General features: G+C 60.1%; 19 protein-coding genes and 1 pseudogene. 7 read left to right on the top strand and 13 right to left on the bottom strand.

What is annotated here, in order from left to right; translation table 11 throughout:
• The first annotated feature begins 93 nt into the window (after positions 1-93).
• Together M8Q45_RS18505 and grxD are read left to right on the top strand one after the other, a co-directional pair.
• Positions 94-2,202: a molybdopterin oxidoreductase family protein gene (locus M8Q45_RS18505; RefSeq protein WP_249875888.1), complete on the top strand. Its 2,109-nt coding sequence runs from the start codon at positions 94-96 to the stop codon at positions 2,200-2,202.
• Positions 2,203-2,301: 99 nt separating this feature from the next.
• Entirely contained in the window at positions 2,302-2,643 is a 342-nt protein-coding gene (gene grxD, locus M8Q45_RS18500; protein ID WP_030140761.1) for a Grx4 family monothiol glutaredoxin, read from the top strand.
• Between the two features lie 194 nt (positions 2,644-2,837).
• Here grxD and bfr read toward each other — a convergent pair whose 3' ends face one another.
• Both bfr and M8Q45_RS18490 read right to left on the bottom strand, forming a co-directional pair.
• A complete protein-coding gene (gene bfr, locus M8Q45_RS18495) occupies positions 2,838-3,311 on the bottom strand; it encodes a bacterioferritin (RefSeq protein WP_003178701.1) in 474 nt (157 codons plus the stop codon).
• Between the two features lie 199 nt (positions 3,312-3,510).
• Positions 3,511-3,729, bottom strand: a complete 219-nt coding sequence (locus tag M8Q45_RS18490) for a bacterioferritin-associated ferredoxin (RefSeq protein WP_003178704.1) — start codon at positions 3,727-3,729, stop codon at positions 3,511-3,513.
• Between the two features lie 304 nt (positions 3,730-4,033).
• Here M8Q45_RS18490 and M8Q45_RS18485 point away from each other — a divergent pair, with 304 nt between their 5' ends.
• Complete coding sequence (locus M8Q45_RS18485; protein WP_039591751.1) at positions 4,034-4,636, top strand: peroxiredoxin; 603 nt, start codon at positions 4,034-4,036, stop codon at positions 4,634-4,636.
• Positions 4,637-4,849: 213 nt separating this feature from the next.
• Here M8Q45_RS18485 and rnt read toward each other — a convergent pair whose 3' ends face one another.
• Positions 4,850-5,527 (bottom strand): ribonuclease T, encoded by a 678-nt coding sequence (rnt, locus tag M8Q45_RS18480; RefSeq protein ID WP_030142532.1) that lies wholly within the window; start codon positions 5,525-5,527, stop codon positions 4,850-4,852.
• Positions 5,524-6,570, bottom strand: a complete 1,047-nt coding sequence (pyrC, locus tag M8Q45_RS18475) for a dihydroorotase (RefSeq protein WP_249875887.1) — start codon at positions 6,568-6,570, stop codon at positions 5,524-5,526. The genes rnt and pyrC overlap by 4 nt, the downstream gene beginning before the upstream one ends.
• Before the next feature lie 188 nt (positions 6,571-6,758).
• Here pyrC and M8Q45_RS18470 point away from each other — a divergent pair, with 188 nt between their 5' ends.
• Both M8Q45_RS18470 and M8Q45_RS18465 read left to right on the top strand, forming a co-directional pair.
• Positions 6,759-7,760, top strand: a complete 1,002-nt coding sequence (locus M8Q45_RS18470) for a flagellar protein MotY (protein WP_249875886.1) — start codon at positions 6,759-6,761, stop codon at positions 7,758-7,760.
• A 128-nt stretch (positions 7,761-7,888) separates the two neighbouring features.
• Entirely contained in the window at positions 7,889-9,106 is a 1,218-nt protein-coding gene (locus tag M8Q45_RS18465) for an argininosuccinate synthase (RefSeq protein ID WP_003204943.1), read from the top strand.
• 165 nt (positions 9,107-9,271) lie between these two features.
• Here M8Q45_RS18465 and M8Q45_RS18460 read toward each other — a convergent pair.
• A pseudogene (locus tag M8Q45_RS18460) lies at positions 9,272-9,515 on the bottom strand (hypothetical protein); the annotation flags it as partial.
• Between the two features lie 477 nt (positions 9,516-9,992).
• Between M8Q45_RS18460 and M8Q45_RS18455 the strand changes: the two are divergent.
• A complete protein-coding gene (locus M8Q45_RS18455) occupies positions 9,993-10,619 on the top strand; it encodes a response regulator transcription factor (RefSeq protein ID WP_249875885.1) in 627 nt (208 codons plus the stop codon).
• Positions 10,620-10,673: 54 nt separating this feature from the next.
• Here the strand turns inward: M8Q45_RS18455 and M8Q45_RS18450 are convergent, their stop codons facing one another.
• The 8 genes from M8Q45_RS18450 to metG form a co-directional block, all read right to left on the bottom strand.
• A complete protein-coding gene (locus M8Q45_RS18450; RefSeq protein WP_249875884.1) occupies positions 10,674-10,856 on the bottom strand; it encodes a PA3496 family putative envelope integrity protein in 183 nt (60 codons plus the stop codon).
• 107 nt (positions 10,857-10,963) lie between these two features.
• A complete protein-coding gene (gene nth, locus M8Q45_RS18445; RefSeq protein ID WP_249875883.1) occupies positions 10,964-11,602 on the bottom strand; it encodes an endonuclease III in 639 nt (212 codons plus the stop codon).
• Positions 11,599-12,129 carry an Rnf-Nqr domain containing protein gene (locus M8Q45_RS18440; RefSeq protein WP_249875882.1) on the bottom strand — a complete coding sequence of 177 codons (531 nt, stop codon included), beginning with the start codon at positions 12,127-12,129 and terminating at the stop codon, positions 11,599-11,601. The genes nth and M8Q45_RS18440 overlap by 4 nt, the downstream gene beginning before the upstream one ends.
• The gene (locus M8Q45_RS18435) at positions 12,122-12,733 is read right to left on the bottom strand and encodes an RnfABCDGE type electron transport complex subunit G (protein WP_249875881.1); all 612 of its coding nucleotides are present in this window, start codon (positions 12,731-12,733) and stop codon (positions 12,122-12,124) included. The genes M8Q45_RS18440 and M8Q45_RS18435 overlap by 8 nt, the downstream gene beginning before the upstream one ends.
• The gene (locus M8Q45_RS18430; RefSeq protein WP_249875880.1) at positions 12,730-13,716 is read right to left on the bottom strand and encodes an RnfABCDGE type electron transport complex subunit D; all 987 of its coding nucleotides are present in this window, start codon (positions 13,714-13,716) and stop codon (positions 12,730-12,732) included. The genes M8Q45_RS18435 and M8Q45_RS18430 overlap by 4 nt, the downstream gene beginning before the upstream one ends.
• Positions 13,703-14,719, bottom strand: coding sequence for an electron transport complex subunit RsxB (rsxB, locus tag M8Q45_RS18425; RefSeq protein ID WP_249875879.1), 1,017 nt, complete (start codon positions 14,717-14,719; stop codon positions 13,703-13,705). Before rsxB ends, M8Q45_RS18430 begins: the two co-directional genes overlap by 14 nt.
• The gene (locus M8Q45_RS18420; protein ID WP_249875878.1) at positions 14,716-15,288 is read right to left on the bottom strand and encodes an Rnf-Nqr domain containing protein; all 573 of its coding nucleotides are present in this window, start codon (positions 15,286-15,288) and stop codon (positions 14,716-14,718) included. The genes rsxB and M8Q45_RS18420 overlap by 4 nt, the downstream gene beginning before the upstream one ends.
• A 129-nt stretch (positions 15,289-15,417) precedes the next feature.
• Positions 15,418-17,463 carry a methionine--tRNA ligase gene (gene metG / locus M8Q45_RS18415; RefSeq protein ID WP_249875877.1) on the bottom strand — a complete coding sequence of 682 codons (2,046 nt, stop codon included), beginning with the start codon at positions 17,461-17,463 and terminating at the stop codon, positions 15,418-15,420.
• 332 nt (positions 17,464-17,795) lie between these two features.
• Here metG and apbC point away from each other — a divergent pair, with 332 nt between their 5' ends.
• Positions 17,796-18,890 (top strand): iron-sulfur cluster carrier protein ApbC, encoded by a 1,095-nt coding sequence (apbC, locus tag M8Q45_RS18410; RefSeq protein WP_249875876.1) that lies wholly within the window; start codon positions 17,796-17,798, stop codon positions 18,888-18,890.
• Positions 18,891-18,921 lie beyond the last annotated feature (31 nt).

The following is an 18,921-nucleotide window of genomic DNA, read 5'->3' as shown; positions in this document are numbered from 1 at the left end:
GGGACGAACGTCGCTGGCGCCGTGGAGGATCACGGGCCATAGTTTTGCTCCCGCGGCCAAAAATGCCCGCCACGAATAAAACAGAGACTGGCCATGACCAAGACTCTTCACCACCGTGCGTGCCACCTGTGCGAGGCCATCTGCGGCCTGACCCTCGAAACCACTGAAACAGAAGGCCAGGGCCTGGCGATCACTTCGATCAAGGGCGATCCGCTGGACAGTTTCAGCCGTGGCCACATCTGTCCCAAGGCCGTGGCCCTGCAGGACATCCAAAATGATCCGGACCGGCTGCGCCAGCCGATGCGGCGGGTCGGCGGCGAGTGGCAGCCGATTGCCTGGGACGAAGCCTTCGCATGGGTGGCTGATCGCCTCGCGAGCATTCAAGAGCGTCACGGCCAGAACGCCGTGGCGGTCTACCAGGGCAACCCCAGCGTGCACAATTACGGGCTGATGACCCACAGCAATTATTTCCTGGGCTTGCTGAAGACCCGCAGTCGCTTTTCGGCGACTTCGGTGGACCAGCTGCCTCATCACCTGACCAGCCATCTGATGTACGGGCATGGTTTGCTCCTGCCCATCCCGGACATTGACCACACCGACTTCATGTTGATCCTGGGCGGCAACCCGCTGGCCTCCAATGGCAGCATCATGACCGTACCGGACGTGGAGAAGCGCCTGAAGGCGATCCAGGCCCGTGGCGGCCAGGTTGTGGTGGTTGATCCTCGGCGCAGCGAGACAGCGGCCATCGCCAACCAGCACATCTTCGTACGTCCTGGTGGCGACGCCGCGCTGCTGTTTGGCTTGCTCAACACATTGTTCAGCGAAGGCTTGACCCGCGACAGCCATTTACCGGTGGATGGCCTCGACGAAGTGCGCCAGGCCGTTGCAACCTTTACCGCCGACGCGATGAGCCCTCTCTGTGCCGTTCCGGCCCCACAGATCCGTCAGTTGGCCCGGGATTTCGCCGCTGCGCCGTCGGCAGTGTGTTATGGGCGGATGGGGGTTTCAACCCAGGCTTTCGGCACGCTGTGCCATTGGCTGATTCAGCTGATCAACCTGGTCACCGGCAACCTCGATCGGGTGGGCGGTGCGCTGTGCACCGAGCCGGCGGTTGATCTGGTGGCGACCACCTCGGGTGGCCATTTCAATCGCTGGCAAAGCCGGGTGTCCGGGCGCCCCGAATATGCCGGCGAGCTGCCTGTCTCGGCCCTTGCCGAAGAAATGCTCACCGAAGGCGAAGGCCAGATTCGCGCGCTGGTGACCGTGGCCGGCAATCCGGTCTTGTCCACGCCCAACGGGCGACAGCTCGAACAGGCGTTGGACGGACTTGAGTTCATGGTCAGCATTGACCTGTACATCAACGAGACCACGCGCTATGCCGACTTGATCCTGCCATCGACTTCTGCCCTGGAAAATGATCATTACGACACCACCTTCAATCTGTTCGCAGTGCGCAACGTCACTCGTTTCAACCGAGCGATCCTGCCCAAGCCCGAAGGTGCGTTGCACGATTGGGAGATCTTCGTTGGCCTGGCAAAAGCCTTTGCTGGCCGGACCGGCAAGGAACTCAAGCCGACCATGCCGCCGGCGCAGATGATCGATTTCGGCCTGCGGGCGGGGGGGTATGGGGATGCATCGCCGTACAAGTTATCCCTGGCGACGCTGTTTGATCATCCCCACGGCATCGATCTCGGTGCGCTCAAGCCCAACCTGGCTCCCCGGTTGAAAACCGAAAATGGCCGGGTACAGGCGGCGCCAGCGGTGATACTCGCCGACCTGGCGCGTTTTGCCGCGTTGCCGACACCAGCGTCCGACGAGCTGTTGATGATTGGCCGTCGTCATGTGCGCAGCAACAATTCCTGGATGCATAATTTCCATCGGCTGGTCAAAGGCAAGCCGCGCCACCAGTTGCTGATGCATCCGGACGATCTTGCCAGCCGAGGCCTTGTCGATGGGCAGCGGGTGAAGGTCAGTTCTCGCGTAGGCATGATTGAAGTGGAAGTGCAGGGCAGCCAGGACATGATGAAAGGCGTGGTCAGCCTGCCACACGGCTGGGGCCACGCCCGACCGGGTGTACAGATGACCATCGCCAGCGGGCAACCCGGTTCCAGTGCCAACGACCTGACGGATGACTGTCAGCTTGATGAGCTGTCCGGGAATGCGGCGCTCAACGGGGTTCCGGTGAAAGTCGCGGCTGCGTAAAATTGTCCCTGGGGCGGACCGAGCAGGGTGCTCGGCTTTCCGTTACAATGCGCCACCGTGTCGACATCTGTAGTCGCAAAGTTCTAGCCGAGGTGCTCCGTGGATATCATCGAAACGATCAAAGACCAGATTGCCAACAACACTATCCTGCTTTACATGAAAGGCTCGCCGAATGCCCCGCAATGCGGCTTCTCGGCCAAGGCTGCTCAGGCGGTGATGGCGTGTGGCGAGAAGTTCGCCTACGTGGACATCCTGCAGAACCCGGAAATCCGCGCCAACCTGCCAAAGTACGCCAACTGGCCAACCTTCCCGCAACTGTGGGTGGGTGGTGAGCTGATCGGTGGTAGCGACATCATGACCGAGATGGCGGCTGACGGTTCTCTGCAGACCACGATCAAGGCAGCTGTTGAAGCAGCAGCGGCGAACAAGTCCGAAGCCTGATCTGCCCCCAGCCCCTGTGGGAGCGAGCTTGCTCGCGATAGCGGTGTTCCGGTCGCATCAAGTCGACTGACACTCCTTCATCGCGAGCAAGCTCGCTCCCACATTGGTTTTGTGCGGGCCTGGAATCCAGGCAACAAAAAGCCCCGCGCCTCGAAAGAGGACGGGGCTTTTTAATGACTGGCTTGCGGGGAAGCTTACTCTTCACCCATCTGCGATTGCAGATAGTTCTCCAGGCCCACTTTGTCGATCAGGCCCAGTTGGGTTTCCAGCCAGTCGATGTGTTCTTCTTCGGATTCGAGAATATCTTCGAGCAGTTCGCGGCTGCCGAAGTCACCGACGCTTTCGCAGTGGGCGATGGCGGCTTTGAGGTCGGCGTGGCCAGTACGTTCGATACGCAGGTCGCACTCTAGCATTTCGCGGGTATGTTCACCGATATGCAGCTTGCCAAGATCCTGGACGTTTGGCAGGCCCTCGAGGAACAGGATTCGCTTGATCAGCTTGTCCGCGTGTTTCATCTCGTCGATGGATTCGTGGTACTCGTGCTTGCCCAGCTTGTTCAGGCCCCAATCTTCATACATGCGCGCATGCAGGAAGTATTGATTGATCGCGACCAGCTCATTGGCGAGGATCTTGTTGAGATGCTGGATGACTGTAATGTCGCCTTTCATGGTAACGGCCTGCCCTGTAATAGCTGTGTATAGAGCGGAGTTTGAGCTGCACAATGACCAGTGTCAAACCTAAGTAATTGAATAATAAATGAAAATTAATCGGAATAAGAATGTTTGTGTTCCGCGTCTGGGACCTAACCATTTGATTTACAGGCATAAAAAAACCGGACTTTGAGTCCGGTTCTTCAAGAAGCTGGATTTATGCGGCAGTAAATTCTACCGGATAAGGGATCGAGGCCTGGGCGGTCTGTACTTTGGCGAGCGTTTCACGCACCACTTCCTTGGCGAGGCAGGCGCATTTACCGCATTGGCTGGCTACGCCGGTGGCCTGGCGGACTTCGCGATAGCTGCAGCAACCTTCATAGATCGCTTCGCGGATTTGCCCGTCGGTGACGCCAGTGCAGAGGCATACATACATAAGTGAGAACCGTCGCTGGTTGTGACTCAATTGAGACGGATCTTAATGTTAACGAGAATGATTGTCAAAGTGGTTTCCGGGTTCTTTCATCACCTTTGCTTCGGGCTGACGAACGGTTTTGGGTTGGAGAGTCGATCATGCGCAACAGATTTTCGATGCCATGGAAAAACCGTTGAGGACAGTCCAAACGTGCGGTGTATGATGGTCGGTCCTTGCGAAGCGGGTTCGTGTCACAGGGCTGTCGCCTGGAGGTGGCAGGCTGGCGCGGACCTTGTTTTCACGTTACTACACCAGGAGATATCCAATGAGCGTACTCGTAGGCAAACAAGCCCCTGACTTCACCGTTCCGGCCGTCCTCGGCAACGGCGAAATCGTCGACAGCTTCACCCTGTCCTCGGCCATCAAAGGCAAATACGGCCTGGTGTTCTTCTACCCGCTGGACTTCACCTTCGTCTGCCCGTCCGAGCTGATCGCCCTGGATCACCGCATGGACGACTTCAAGGCGCGCAACGTGGAAGTGGTCGCTGTTTCGATCGACTCGCATTTCACCCACAACGCCTGGCGCAACACCGCTATCAACGCCGGCGGCATCGGCCCGGTGAAATACACCATGGCTGCCGACATGAAGCACGAAATCGCCAAGGCCTACGACGTTGAGTCCGAAGGCGGCGTGGCCTTCCGTGGCGCGTTCCTGATCGACGACAAAGGTGTCGTCCGTTCGCAGATCATCAACGACCTGCCGCTGGGCCGTAACATGGAAGAGCTGATCCGTCTGGTCGACGCCCTGCAATTCCACGAAGAGCACGGCGAAGTCTGCCCGGCCAACTGGAAAAAAGGCGACAAGGGTATGACTGCATCGCCTGAAGGCGTAGCCGCTTACCTGGGTGAGCACAGCGACAAGCTGTAAGCGCACCCGCGGCATAAAAAAACCGGCCCCTCGATGGGCCGGTTTTTTTATGGGGGGCTGAATACATACTGTGGCGAGGGGATTTATCCCCGCTGGACTGCGCAGCAGTCCCAAAAAGGTGAGTCCGCCACACCCAGTTGGCAGGTTTGGGGCCGCTTCGCGACCCAGCGGGGATAAATCCCCTCGCCACAAAGAGCTAAGCCTAGCTCTATATCAGTCGTCGAAATCCTGCCACCCGCCCATCTCTTTCCACCGGTTGACGATGCCGCAAAACAGCTCGGCGGTCTTTTCGGTGTCGTAGCGGGCCGAGTGGGCTTCGCGGCCATCGAAATCGATGTCGGCTGCCTGGCAGGCCTTGGCCAATACCGTCTGGCCGTATGCCAAGCCCGCCAGGGTCGCGGTGTCGAAGCTGGAGAACGGGTGAAACGGATTGCGCTTCATGTCCAGGCGTGCAACGGCGGCGTTGAGGAAGCCCAGGTCGAAGCTGCTGTTATGGCCGACCAGGATCGCTCGCTTGCAACCGTTGGCTTTCAGCGCCTTGCGCACGCCACGGAAAATGTCGGTCAGGGCGGTTTCTTCGCTGACCGCCATGCGCAACGGATGATCGAGCTTGATCCCGGTGAACTCCAGGGCGGCTGCTTCAACGTTGGCGCCTTCGAACGGTTCGACCCGGAAGAAATAGGTGTGGTCGGGGAAGACGAAGCCTTTCTCGTCCATGCCAATGGTCGTCGCGGCGATTTCCAGCAGCGCGTCGGTGGCTGAGTTGAAACCGCCGGTTTCTACGTCGACCACGACCGGCAGATACCCCCGGAAACGGGCAGCCATGGGGTGGCGAGGGCCGCCCGAGCCGCCATTGCCATCCAGTTCGTCGTCGAAATGATCTTCACTCACGCTTTTTCCTCCAGCAGGCGCCAGCGCAGTTTTTCACCGGCGCGCAGCGGGATGACAGTCTGCTCGCCAAACGGCAGGCTGGCAGGGGCGGTCCACTCGTCGCGGACCAGGGTAATACGATCGGTGTTCACCGGCAGCCCATAGAAGCGTGGGCCGTGCAGGCTGGCGAAGCCTTCGAGCTTGTCCAGGGCGTTGCGCTGCTCGAACGCCTCGGCGTACATCTCGATGGCGGCATAGGCGGTGTAGCAGCCGGCGCAACCGCAGGCCGCTTCCTTGGCGTGCTGGGCGTGGGGTGCCGAGTCGGTGCCGAGGAAAAACTTGGCGCTGCCGCGGGTGGCGGCGTCCAGCAAGGCTTCCTGGTGGGTATTGCGCTTGAGGATCGGCAGGCAATAGAAGTGTGGCCGGATCCCGCCCACCAACATGTGGTTGCGGTTGTACAACAGGTGATGGGCGGTGATGGTTGCGCCAACGTTGGCCGGGGCCTCGTTGACGAACTGCACGGCATCGCCCGTGGTGATGTGCTCGAACACGACCTTGAGGGTCGGGAAGCGCTCGACGACGCGGCGCATGTGCTCGTCGATGAAGATTTTCTCGCGGTCGAACACATCGACATCGCCCCGGGTCACTTCACCGTGGATCAACAACGGCATGCCGACTTCGGCCATCGCCTCCAGCGCCGGGAAGATCTTGTCGATGCTGGTGACGCCGGAATCCGAATTGGTAGTAGCGCCGGCCGGGTACAACTTGGCCGCGTGTACGAAACCGCTGGCCTTGGCCTCGCGTATTTCCTCGGGCTGGGTGCGGTCGGTGAGGTAAAGCACCATCAGCGGTTCGAAGCGGCTGCCAGCCGGGCGCGCGGCCAGGATGCGCTGGCGATAGCCATCGGCCTCGGCGGCGTTGCGCACGGGCGGAACCAGGTTGGGCATGATGATGGCGCGGCCAAAAGTGCGCGCGACATCGGCGACGGTATGGGTCAACACAGCACCATCGCGAAGATGAATATGCCAGTCGTCGGGACGCAGCAGGGTCAGGCGGTCGGACATGGGGGGCTTCCAGGCGGGTAAATCTCCGGGGAATGCTACCGGAAAAGACCGATCCGGGCACCCGCTATCAAGTTTTGCCGCAAGTTACCGATAGCCCCTTCAGGTGTGCCACGATTTTGTGCCCTGTCTCGGCCAAACGGCATGCCCAGCGTTTTCGATTTCCGTATAAAAAGCCAGTGGAGCCTCCCGTGCGCCAGCGTTATCTAGCCTTGCTCAGTGTGTTTGCCAGCCTTCCTGCGATGGCGCTCACTTTCCAGACCCGTCTGGAGAGCATTGAGTGGACGGTCGAAGGTGACAAGTTCGAGTGCCGGCTGAGTCAGCCGATCACCGATTTTGGCAGCGGCGAATTCGTGCGCAAGGCGGGCGAGCAGGCTACGTTCCGGCTCAAGGCGTATAACCCGATGCTCGGTGGTGGCTCCGCGACGTTGTTGGCGGCTGCGGCGCCGTGGCAGCCGGGGCGGGGCGATATCAATCTGGGCTCGGTCCGGATCGGCAGTGGCGACGTGTTGTTCAATAGCTCCCAAATACAGGCGGGCCGTCTGATCAGCGGGCTGATGGAGGGACGCAGTCCGGTGATTCGACGCAATACCGAGGATGGGCGCGTATCCGAAGTCCGGCTGCTGCCTGTGCGCTTCAACAAGGCGTTCAACGATTACCAGGGCTGTGTAGCGAAACTGTTGCCGAAGAACTTCGAGCAGATCAAGCAGACCCAGATCGGTTTTCCGGGCGAGGGGGTTGAGCTCGACGCCCAGGCCAAGGCCCAGTTGCAGGTCATGCTCGACTTCATCAAGGCTGACCCGAGCGTCAATCATGTCGAGCTTGATGGCCATTCCGACAACAGCGGCAATCGCTTGACCAACCGTGAGTTGTCACGTCGTCGTGCGCTGGCGGTCATGGATTTCTTCAAGGCCAACGGTTTCCAGGAGTCCCAGTTCACCGTGCGTTTCCACGGCGAGCGCTATCCGCTGGTTCCCAACAGCAACGCAGCCAATCGGGCCAAGAATCGCCGTGTCGTCGTTCAGTTGGAGCGTGTAGCGGCCACCCAGGCCCCGGCTCCTCAGTCGCCAACAGCCGCGCCAGCGCCAGCTACTCCTGCCGTGGCGCCCGCTGCTGCGCCGGGCAAGGCACCGACGCCGGTTGCTCCGGCCAAGGCGGCTGCACCTGCCGCGGCAACTGCACGCACTTCCTGATCCCGTCCTGATCGTCGCTCAATCGACATAATCTGTCGCTTCGTCGTCATAAGCTGTCGCGCCTCTGTAAATTATCCGCGCTGGACGTTAGACTTCCCGGCTTTCCGTACAACCCGTGGAGTGATGGCATGGCGGACGTAAACAAGGTCGTTCTGGCGTATTCCGGCGGCCTGGACACTTCGGTGATCCTCAAGTGGCTGCAGGACACTTATAACTGCGAAGTGGTGACCTTCACCGCAGACCTGGGGCAGGGCGAAGAAGTCGAGCCTGCACGCGCCAAGGCCCAGGCCATGGGCGTCAAAGAAATCTACATCGATGACCTGCGCGAAGAGTTCGTCCGTGACTTCGTGTTCCCGATGTTCCGCGCCAACACCGTTTACGAAGGCGAGTACCTGCTGGGTACCTCCATCGCCCGCCCGCTGATTGCCAAGCGCCTGATCGAAATCGCCAACGAAACCGGCGCCGACGCCATTTCCCATGGCGCCACCGGTAAAGGTAACGACCAGGTGCGTTTCGAACTGGGTGCCTATGCCCTCAAGCCTGGCGTGAAAGTCATCGCCCCGTGGCGTGAGTGGGACCTGCTGTCCCGTGAAAAACTGATGGACTACGCCGAGAAGCATGCGATTCCGATCGAGCGCCACGGCAAGAAGAAATCCCCGTACTCGATGGATGCCAACCTGCTGCACATCTCCTATGAAGGCGGCGTGCTGGAAGACACCTGGACCGAGCACGAAGAAGACATGTGGCGCTGGACCGTCTCCCCTGAGAAGGCTCCCGATACCCCGCAATACCTGGAACTGACCTACCGCAACGGTGACATCGTCGCGCTGGACGGCGTGGAAATGAGCCCGGCCACCGTGCTCGCAACCCTGAACCGTATCGGCGGCGAACACGGCATCGGTCGCCTGGACATCGTCGAGAACCGCTATGTCGGCATGAAGTCCCGTGGCTGCTATGAAACCCCAGGCGGCACGATCATGCTGCGCGCTCACCGGGCGATCGAATCGATCACCCTGGATCGCGAAGTGGCTCACTTGAAGGACGAGCTGATGCCCAAGTATGCCAGCCTGATCTACACCGGTTACTGGTGGAGCCCGGAGCGTCTGATGCTGCAACAGATGATCGATGCCTCCCAGGCTCACGTGAATGGCGTGGTACGCCTGAAGCTGTACAAGGGCAACGTGATCGTGACCGGGCGCAAGTCCGACGAGTCGCTGTTCGACGCCAACATCGCGACCTTCGAAGAAGACGGCGGTGCCTACAACCAGGCCGACGCGGCCGGCTTCATCAAGCTCAACGCCCTGCGCATGCGCATCGCGGCGAACAAGGGTCGCAAGCTGTTCTGATCTGATCCGGTTCAATAAAAAACGGCCTGCGATGAGCAGGCCGTTTTTTTTGTCCGTCGAACAGGGGTCACGGCTTTCTTCTCCGACGAAGACGCATCAAGTGACGCTGGTTTTTCCTTCCTCGACGTAAGGCATGTCCGCGCCGGCCGGCTGAGCCGCTCGTGGTCTTTTTGACGTGCTTGCTTTTATGGAAGTCCGAAGGGGTATACAGAGAGCGGTGATTGAAATTGAGTGTGAGAAAAAACAGCAGCGACAAGTAAAAGGGGAAGCCGATCAGGAACCAGATATAGTATTCACGATCTTCATCATCCAAGAAGGGTAAGACTATCGCTGCGGATGTTTCTGATAGCGTTGCAAGTATGGCAATCAGGGTCATGGGGTTGGTGATGGTTTTTTGAGTGTTGTTCATGATAAGTGCTCATGGATAATTTCATGCTCGGTGATTGAGGTTTTAATTGAAGGGATTTGATGCGTTGGCTCGAAACAAAACAGTCGTCCCCAACAGCGCAGTTACGTTTTGAAATCGCGGATATCGAGCAATTCTTTTTATACAGAACCTCATTCGATGGCGTGAAATTTTTACCGTTTGTCTATAAATAAATTAGTTACTTTTTATGAAGATATTTGTCGGTATGAACTGGAATGTGTTTTGTTTTCCAGGAAAAGTCGCGTCATTCATAGGGTCTTCGGTGCGTCAGATTCACCGCTTCGATTTTATCGGAAAATTCGTGCCACATTATTTCGCGGCTTATTTGTAGGAATTTTCTGTAATGTTTGTAGGATATGTCTTTCGCTGCGAGCACTCAGGGAGAGCGGCATGCCAAGGGAAAATGACTAGGCTATTGTGCATGCTCTAAAAATTCGAACAGCGAAATTGGATTTGCCCATGAATAAAGTGCTGATCGTGGATGATCACCCCGTCATTCGTCTTGCTGTACGTTTGCTAATGGAGCGTCATGGATATGAAGTTATCGCCGAAACGGATAATGGCGTTGATGCATTACAGATTGCCCGGGAACAAGCGCCCGATATCGTTATCCTGGATATTGGAATTCCGAAGTTGGATGGGTTGGAAGTCATCGCACGCCTGACCGTCAATCCTTCGCCCTTGAAAGTATTGGTATTGACGTCCCAGGCTCCCGGACATTTTTCGATGCGTTGCATGCAGACGGGGGCGGCGGGCTATGTTTGCAAACAACAGGACCTGACCGAGCTGTTAAGTGCAATAAAGGCCGTGCTGTCGGGCTACAGTTATTTTCCCAACCAAGCACTGCACACGGTACGTTCAAGTCTTGGCAATGCCAGCGAGTCCGAGATGGTGAACCGTTTGTCCGGTCGAGAAATGATGGTCTTGCAGCAACTGGCTCGCGGGAAAACCAATAAGGAAATAGCCGACGCGATGTTCCTGAGCAACAAGACCGTCAGCACCTACAAGACCCGTCTGTTGTTGAAACTCAACGCCCGTTCGCTGGTCGACCTGATCGAATTGGCACAGCGAAATGGATTGGTCTGAGTTCAAGGCCACAGACACACAGTAAAAAGCCTCCACCAGGGAGGCTTTTAGGTGTCAAAGGTCAAAATCGTAATCGGCCAGTTGTTTCTGCAAGCGACGCTCTTCCAAGAGGTTATCGATGGTGCGACGTTTGCTCAGGTTGGTTTTTGCCACTTCCACCACCACCGGTTCCGCGTCGTCAGCCTCAACGGCGATGAAATCGTCATCTACATCCAGTTGTTCTTTGCCAGTACTCATGGGTTCGGCTCCAGGCTAAGACTGCCATTCGCGCCCCTTATAGCGATAAACCACCGGCGGGTAAAAAAGATTTTTTCAATCGACGGATGAACAAAAGCAATAGCGCATCAATCGTCGGATGTCTTGTCCTTGTACTCGCACAGGTCTTCGATCCGGCAGCTCCCGCAACGGGGCTTGCGCGCCAGGCAGACGTAACGTCCATGCAGGATCAGCCAGTGATGGGAATCCAGAAGGTATTCCTTGGGAACGAACTTCATCAGCTTCTTTTCCACTTCCACTACGTTCTTGCCCGGGGCCAGTCCAGTCCGGTTGCTGACGCGGAAAATGTGGGTGTCGACTGCCATCGTCAATTGCCGGAATGCAGTATTGAGGACCACGTTGGCTGTCTTGCGACCGACACCCGGAAGGGCCTCCAACTCCTCGCGGGTCTGGGGAATCTCACCGCCGTGGCGCTCGATCAACAGGCGACAGGTTTCGATCACGTTCTTCGCCTTGCTGTTGAACAACCCGATAGTCTTGATGTACTCGGACAGCCCCTCGACGCCCAAGGCAAGGATCGCCTGCGGCGTATTGGCGACGGGAAAGAGTTTGGCGGTGGCCTTGTTGACGCCGACATCGGTGGATTGGGCCGACAGGATCACCGCGATCAGCAATTCGAAAGGGGAAGAGTAGGCCAGTTCGGTCTTCGGCTCCGGATTGTCTTCATGGAAGCGGCGAAAGATTTCCAGACGTTTTGCGGCGTTCATGGGCGCGGCGTTTCCTCTAGGGTTGAACGGGGTTTAATGCCAGTCCAGGCTTGATAGGCGGCGAGCAACAGGCCGAGCAGGATGAATCCGCCGGGGGCGAGCAGGGCCAATGGGACGCTTGTGCCGATCATCTCGCGCAGAGCGCCCAGGCTGGTGATCAGCAGGCCGAATTGTCCCGCCAGCCTGAGATGGGCAAGCAGGCGGGGTTCGACGACTGTCAGGCGTTCCAGTGTCACGCAGCTCAGCGCGACCCATCCGATATACAAACTCAACGCGCCATGCCGTTCCAACAGCCAGGCTTGTGCCAGCAAGTCTGCGCAAGCGGTCATTGTGGCTGCCAGGACGATGGATGCGAGAAGTTGCTGGCAGGCTGCGAGGCGTGTCCTTAGAAACGTCATTGCCGAGCCGTGGGCGAGGCTGATCAAAACCCAGGCAATCCATAGCGCCAGCGCATTGACCAACGAGTCGCTGGCGCCTACCAGGGGAACGAGCACGAGGCCGCGGGGCCAGGACGCAGGCTTAATCATGCTCTATCGCTCCGGTCAGTTGAACCGTGTGCTCATCGAAGTAGCGCAGCGCATCGTGGACCGCTTCAAGGACTGCCCTGGACGTCACCGTCGCGCCAGCCAGTTGATCGAATTGGCCTTGGTCCTTCTTCAAGGCCCAACCTTCATCCGTGGGCGCCTGGCGCGACTTGCCTTGGAACATCTGTAGCCAGCTGTTCGGCCAACCGGCGATTGCCGCGCCCAAGCCGGGCGTTTCCGACTGGCGCAGGGTCTTCACACCCAGCAGTCGGCCGGTGGGGTCGATGGCGACCAATAATTCGATACTGCCTTCATAACCCAGTGCCTGACTGCGCAAGAGCACAGCCGTGGGCTGGCCGCCGCGGGTCGCCAGGTAACCGTTCAGCAGCGTGCTGTGGGGCAATATCACCGGGGCTGCGACAACGGACTGCGCGAGTGGCTGGTTGTCATATTGGCCGGCTGGCAACACGTCGAGCAACGTTCTGTTGGCGGTGATTTGCCGCTGGGCTTCGATGCGCGCAGTGGTATTGATTTGCACAAGGTACGTTGCGCCGATACCGAGGCCGGCCAGCAAGGTCAGGATCGCAATGCCCGCGGTTTTCTTCATGTCGGCGACCGCCTTTGCCGCGCCTCGACGAAGCGGTCCAGTGCTGGGACACCGAGGTTCATCAACAGCACCGCAAACGCCACGCCATCCGGGAAGCCGCCCCAGGTGCGAATCAGATAAACCAGCAAGCCCGCGCCTGCGCCGAACAACAACCGCCCAAGCGGTGTCCTGGCCCCGGACACGGGCTCGGTCACGATAAAAAACGCGCCCAGCATGGTCGCGCCGGTCAGCAGATGAAACAGCGGCGAGCCGTGGGAGTCGGAGCCTGACCCGTTCCAGCACAACAGGCTCACAGTAAACAGGCTGGCAAGCATGCCCACCGGGGCGTGCCAACTGAACACGCGTTGTTGCAACAGAAACAGGCCGCCAGCGAGGAAGGCCAGGTTGACCCACTCGACACCACGTCCACCCCAACGACCGAACGCCGGGTCACTGGCAAACAGTTCGTCGATGGTCAGGCTTCGATTGATTTGCAGGCTGTCCAGCGCAGTGGCGCCAGCCCATCCATCGGGTGCCTGGGCAATGCCAGCAACGTGCCGCAACCCATCGCTCAGGCCGATGCCATGAAGCGTCGGCCATTGACTCATGTGTTGGGGGAATGCCAACAGGACCAGGGCGTATCCCAGCATGGCCGGATTGAACGGATTGCTGCCGACCCCGCCCCACACATGTTTGCCAAACAACAAGGCGCAGGCGGTCGCTATGACCGTCAGCCACCCGGGGCAATAGGCCGGCAGGGCAACGGCCAACAAGGTGGCGCTGACCAGTGCGCTACCATCGCCCAGTGCCGGTTTGAGTGGTCGGCGTCGCACACGCAGCACCAGCGCCTCGACCGCCAGTGCGGTGAGGCCGGACAGTATCAGATTGAATATCACGCCCCAGCCATAAACCCACATCAAGACCAGCACGCCCGGCAGCGTCGCCAGTAATACCCGGCCCATCGCCTGTCGCAGTCGCTCATCCAGCGGCTCAGGAAGCGGCATGGGCGGCCACCTGCCGTTCGGCGTCTTCCACGGCTTGCCCCAGCGCTTTCAATTGCTCATCCGAAGCGGCGGCGGCCCGGGCCTTGGCGAGCTCGGCGCGACGCATCGCCAGTTGGATCTTGGCCCGCTTGAGATCGGCGTCGTTTACCAGCGCAGGAGTAGGGGCTGCGGCGGGCGGCGTAGTGCTTTCCAGTTGGGCCAGCGCCTGTTCCGCCGCTTCGAACTGGCGTTGCAGGACGATCAATTGCGACTGCTGCTCGAACGTGGGCGGATGGCCGAACGCTTTCAAGGATTTGTTCAGCTGCGCCCGGCTCATAGCCAGGTCGATCTTGGCCTTCTTCAACGCGGCATCGGCACTGGCGGCTTTTTGCGCGCGCACTCGCTCCAGCGCGGCTTGCACCGGATCCAGGGGCTGGGCTTGGGATTGGGCTTGGGCGCTGCGCTGGATCCGCGCCAGACGCTCGGCCTGACGCTGCTCCTCTTCGCGACGCAGACGCGCGTTGCGCTGTTCGAAGCGCTGGCGGGCGTGGTTGCGCTTGGCGGCACGCCCTTGCAGCGCTTCGATGCTGAGGGCCAGGCCGCCGACGACCGGCAGCACGGTCTCCATGGGCAGTGGCCGCATTTCAATGCAGTCCACCGGGCAAGGCGCCACGCAGAGATCGCAACCGGTGCATTCGTCGATGAGAACGGTGTGCATCAGCTTTGCCGCGCCGACTATCGCGTCCACCGGGCAGGCCTGGATGCACTTGGTGCAACCGATGCACTCGGCCTCACGGATAAAGGCGATCTGCGCCGGCGCTGAGCCGCGGCTGGCGTCCAGCTCCAGCACGGGCACTTTCATCAGCTCGGCCAGGGCCGCGATGGTTTCACCGCCGCCGGGGGGGCATTTGTTGATCGGCTCACCTTGGGCGATGCCTTCGGCGTAGGGCTTGCAGCCGGGATGGCCGCATTTGCCGCATTGGGTCTGCGGCAGCAGGGCGTCGATACTTTGGATCAGGTTCATGTCTTGACCAGCCCGCGTAATCCGAGGAAGGCCACCGCCATCAAGCCGGCGCTGATCAACTGAATCGGCAGGCCCCGAAAGGGCAGGGGAATATCATTGTTGAAGGTGCGCCGGCGCAAGTCGTCGAACAGACTCAGCACCCACCAGAAGCCCAACCCGGCGCCCAGGCTGAAAGCCATCGCAGACCCCAGCCCCTGATCACTTCGTCCGTTGAGCAACGCGACACCGAGGATACCGGCATTGCCGAGCAGCAGCGGCCACAAGCCATCGAACGGCAGCGAGGGAAGCCAGCGCGCCAGCAGGCGCAGCACCGGCGCGATCAGCAGCACGCTCAGCGGCAGCCAGGCGAATAACCGGAGCGATGTCAGGTGTGTCGGAGCCAACAGCCACTCGTCGACCATATAACCGAAGGTCCCGACCATTAGCATCAGGCACGCCGTCGCCAGACCCAAGGCGTGGACTTGGCGCCTGCCCTTGGCCTCTAGCAGCGGATCGATGCCCAGCGGCCATTGCAACACAAGGTTGTTGATCAGGGCGGCGCTGAACAGGGAGAGGAGGATGTCGGTCATGGTCCGTTGGTGACGAGGAGCCTGTAGGCAAGGTTAGGCATTATCCGGCACGCCGTGAGGGTGGGCCAGATATGAAAATCCCACAGTCGCTGGGAGGCGGCTGTGGGATCGGTGCCGTACGCGATCGGATTATTTGATCCGCTGGCCCGGCTTGGCGCCGCTGTCCGGACTCAGCAGGTAGATCTCTTCACCGCCGGGGCCCGCCGCCATCACCATGCCCTCGGACATGCCGAAACGCATTTTGCGTGGCTTGAGGTTGGCGATCATCATCGTCAACCGACCTTCAAGCTTGGCCGGGTCCGGGTAGGCACTTTTGATGCCGGAGAACACGTTGCGTTGCTCATCGCCGATGTCCAGGGTCAGGCGCAGCAGTTTGTCGGCCCCTTCCACGGCCTCGGCCTTGACGATCAGTGCCACGCGCAGGTCGACCGCAGCGAAGGCGTCGAAGTCGATTTCCGGCGACAGCGGGTCCTTGGCCAACTCTCCGTTGCCGCTCGGGCCGCCGGTATCGGTCTGGCTGGCGGCCAGGTCTTCCTTGGACGCGTCGATCATGGCCTGGACCTTGGTGGCGTCGATGCGGGTCATCAACGGCTTGAACTCGTTCAGCTGATGGTTGCTCAGCAGGGTCTGGTGATCGTTCCAGGTCAGCGGCGCAACATTGAGGAACGCCTCGGCATCGGCGGCCAGCAACGGCAGCACCGGCTTGAGGAAAATCACCAGTTGGCGGAACAGGTTGATGCCCAGGGCGCAGATGGCCTGGACTTCGTCCTGCTTGCCTTCCTGCTTGGCCAGCGACCACGGGGCCTTGTCGGCGATCCAGGCATTGGCGCGGTCGGCCAGGGCCATGATCTCGCGCATGGCGCGGGCAAAGTCGCGACCCTCGTAGGCGTCGGCAATGCTTGGCGCGGCGGCGAGGAAGGCATCGGTCAGTTCCGGCGCGGCATTACCGGCCACCAGTACACCGGCGTTGCCCTTGTGGATGAAACCGGCGCAACGGCTGGCAATGTTGACGACCTTGCCCACCAGGTCGGAGTTGACCTTCTGCACGAAGTCTTCGAGGTTCAGGTCCAGGTCGTCGACGCCACGGCCGAGCTTGGCCGCGTAGTAGTAGCGCAGGTATTCCGGCGACAGGTGATCCAGGTAGGTACGCGCCTTGATGAAGGTGCCACGGGACTTGGACATTTTCTGGCCGTTGACGGTCAGGTAGCCATGGACATTGATACCGGTCGGCTTGCGGAAACCGGCGCCTTCGAGCATGGCCGGCCAGAACAGCGCATGGAAGTTGACGATGTCCTTGCCGATGAAGTGGTACACCTCGGCCGTGGATTCCTTGGCCCAGAACGCATCGAAGTCCAGCCCCGGGGTCCGGTCGCACAGGTTCTTGAAGCTCGCCATGTAGCCGATCGGTGCGTCCAGCCACACGTAGAAATATTTGCCGGGTTCGCCGGGAATCTCGAAGCCGAAGTACGGCGCATCGCGGGAGATGTCCCACTCCTGCAAGCCCGAATCGAGCCACTCGGCGAGCTTGTTGGCGACCGCGTCCTGCAGCGTGCCGCTGCGGGTCCAGCTTTGCAGCATCTGCTGGAAGTCAGGCAGCTTGAAGAAGAAATGCTGGGAGTCCCTGAGCACCGGGGTGGCCCCGGAAATCGCCGACTTCGGGTCTTTCAGGTCGGTCGGTGCGTAGGTGGCGCCGCATTTTTCGCAGTTGTCGCCGTACTGGTCTTCGGTGCCGCATTTCGGGCAGGTGCCCTTGATGAAGCGGTCGGCCAGGAACATCTTCTTTTCCGGGTCGAAATACTGGGTGACCGAACGGGTGGAGATATGCCCGGCGTCACGCAGCTTCAGGTAGATCTGGCTCGACAGCTCACGGTTTTCTTCGGCGTGAGTGGAGTGGAAGTTGTCAAAATCCACCAGGAACTCGGCAAAGTCGGCGCTGTGTTCAGCCTGGACGTTGGCGATCAGTTGTTCCGGGGTGATGCCTTCCTTTTCCGCGCGCAGCATGATGGCCGAACCGTGGGCGTCGTCGGCGCAGACATAGATGCATTGGTTGCCGCGATGTTTCTGGAAGCGCGTCCACATATCGGTCTGGATGTATTCCAGCATATGGCCAAGGTGAATCGAACCATTGGCATAGGGCAGGGCGCTGGTGACGAGGATCTTGCGTGGCTCGGACATGGGGCTCGGCTACTTGATGAAACGGAGGTCGGCCACTATAAAGCGCCGGGAAATATATTTCACCCCGCTGGCCTGTTTCCCACCGAATCCGTGGCCCTGTAGGCGCTGGCGAAGCCTGCGATCTTTTGACTTTGGTTTTCGCTTGAGACTCAATTGCGGGGGGAAAAGATCGCAGCCTCGTTGCACTCGGCAGCTCCTACGCAGCTCCTACGCAGCTTCTACAGCTCCTGCAGGGGGAGCGGGAGCGTTGACGGTCCTTAATCGGGTCGCCACAAAAGCATGCGCGGCGTAGGATAGCGGCCTGTTTTCAAGTCTTGCTATCGGAGTTGCCCATGAGCGCCGTCAATCGCGCAGCGGTGGAAACCGTCCTTCGCCAGTACACCGACCCCTACCTGAACCAGGACCCGGTCAGCGCCGGATGCGTGCGCGCCATCGACATCCAGGGCGATCGCGTCAGTGTCCAGCTGGAAATCGGCTATGCCGCCGATCTGTTCAAGAACGGCTGGGCGCAAATGCTGCAGATGGCGATCGAGGGCCTGGACGGCGTGGCCGCCGCCAAGGTCGAGATCAACAGTATGATCGCCGCGCACAAGGCCCAGGCCCAGGTGCCGGGGCTGGCGAACGTCAAGAACGTGATTGCCGTGGCGTCGGGCAAGGGCGGCGTGGGCAAGTCCACCACCGCCGCCAACCTGGCGCTGGCGCTTGCCCGCGAAGGGGCAAAGGTGGGGATTCTCGACGCGGACATCTACGGTCCGAGCCAGGGCATCATGTTCGGTATTGCCGAGGGTACCCGCCCGCAGATCAAGGACCAGAAATGGTTCGTGCCGCTGCAATCCCACGGCGTTGAAGTCATGTCCATGGCCTTCCTGACCGACGACAACACGCCGATGGTCTGGCGCGGGCCGATGGTGTCCGGGGCCTTGCTGCAATTGGTCACGCAAACCGCCTGGGGCAACCTGGATTACCTGGTGATCGACATGCCCCCAGGCACCGGCGATATCCAGTTGACCCTGGCGCAGAAAGTCCCGGTGGCCGGCGCGGTGATTGTCACCACGCCCCAGGACCTGGCCCTGCTGGACGCGCGCAAGGGCGTGGAGATGTTCCGCAAGGTCAACATCCCGGTGCTGGGCGTGGTGGAAAACATGGCGGTGCACATCTGCTCGAACTGCGGGCATGCCGAGCACCTGTTCGGCGAAGGTGGCGGGGAAAAACTGGCGACCCAGTACGGCGTCGAGCTGTTGGCCTCGCTGCCGCTGTCGATGGTGATCCGCGAACAGGCCGACGGTGGCAAGCCGACCGTCATCGCCGAACCGGACAGCCAGATCGCCATGGTCTACCAGGAGCTGGCCCGCCACGTCGGCGCGCGGATCGTGTTGCAGGAAGCGGCGTCACCGGCGATGCCGAACATCACTGTCAGCGACGATTGAGCAAGCCGTAGCACCATCCATTGTGGGAGCG

The sequence above is a fragment of the Pseudomonas sp. T1.Ur genome, from assembly GCF_023516725.1.
Lineage (GTDB): Bacteria > Pseudomonadota > Gammaproteobacteria > Pseudomonadales > Pseudomonadaceae > Aquipseudomonas > Aquipseudomonas alvandae.
Note: the sequence above shows the minus strand (reverse complement) of the source record. Positions and strands in the feature narration are given on the sequence as shown.

Bases quoted from the DNA above. Each gene is read 5' to 3' on its own strand.
- M8Q45_RS18505 (WP_249875888.1), top strand. From the start codon at position 94: ATGACCAAGACTCTTCACCACCGTGCGTGCCACCTGTGCGAGGCCATC.
- bfr (WP_003178701.1), bottom strand. From the start codon at position 3,311: ATGAAAGGCGACATTACAGTCATCCAGCATCTCAACAAGATCCTCGCC.
- M8Q45_RS18490 (WP_003178704.1), bottom strand. From the start codon at position 3,729: ATGTATGTATGCCTCTGCACTGGCGTCACCGACGGGCAAATCCGCGAA.
- M8Q45_RS18485 (WP_039591751.1), top strand. From the start codon at position 4,034: ATGAGCGTACTCGTAGGCAAACAAGCCCCTGACTTCACCGTTCCGGCC.
- pyrC (WP_249875887.1), bottom strand. From the start codon at position 6,570: ATGTCCGACCGCCTGACCCTGCTGCGTCCCGACGACTGGCATATTCAT.
- M8Q45_RS18465 (WP_003204943.1), top strand. From the start codon at position 7,889: ATGGCGGACGTAAACAAGGTCGTTCTGGCGTATTCCGGCGGCCTGGAC.
- M8Q45_RS18455 (WP_249875885.1), top strand. From the start codon at position 9,993: ATGAATAAAGTGCTGATCGTGGATGATCACCCCGTCATTCGTCTTGCT.
- M8Q45_RS18450 (WP_249875884.1), bottom strand. From the start codon at position 10,856: ATGAGTACTGGCAAAGAACAACTGGATGTAGATGACGATTTCATCGCC.
- nth (WP_249875883.1), bottom strand. From the start codon at position 11,602: ATGAACGCCGCAAAACGTCTGGAAATCTTTCGCCGCTTCCATGAAGAC.
- M8Q45_RS18440 (WP_249875882.1), bottom strand. From the start codon at position 12,129: ATGATTAAGCCTGCGTCCTGGCCCCGCGGCCTCGTGCTCGTTCCCCTG.
- M8Q45_RS18435 (WP_249875881.1), bottom strand. From the start codon at position 12,733: ATGAAGAAAACCGCGGGCATTGCGATCCTGACCTTGCTGGCCGGCCTC.
- M8Q45_RS18430 (WP_249875880.1), bottom strand. From the start codon at position 13,716: ATGCCGCTTCCTGAGCCGCTGGATGAGCGACTGCGACAGGCGATGGGC.
- rsxB (WP_249875879.1), bottom strand. From the start codon at position 14,719: ATGAACCTGATCCAAAGTATCGACGCCCTGCTGCCGCAGACCCAATGC.
- M8Q45_RS18420 (WP_249875878.1), bottom strand. From the start codon at position 15,288: ATGACCGACATCCTCCTCTCCCTGTTCAGCGCCGCCCTGATCAACAAC.
- metG (WP_249875877.1), bottom strand. From the start codon at position 17,463: ATGTCCGAGCCACGCAAGATCCTCGTCACCAGCGCCCTGCCCTATGCC.
- apbC (WP_249875876.1), top strand. From the start codon at position 17,796: ATGAGCGCCGTCAATCGCGCAGCGGTGGAAACCGTCCTTCGCCAGTAC.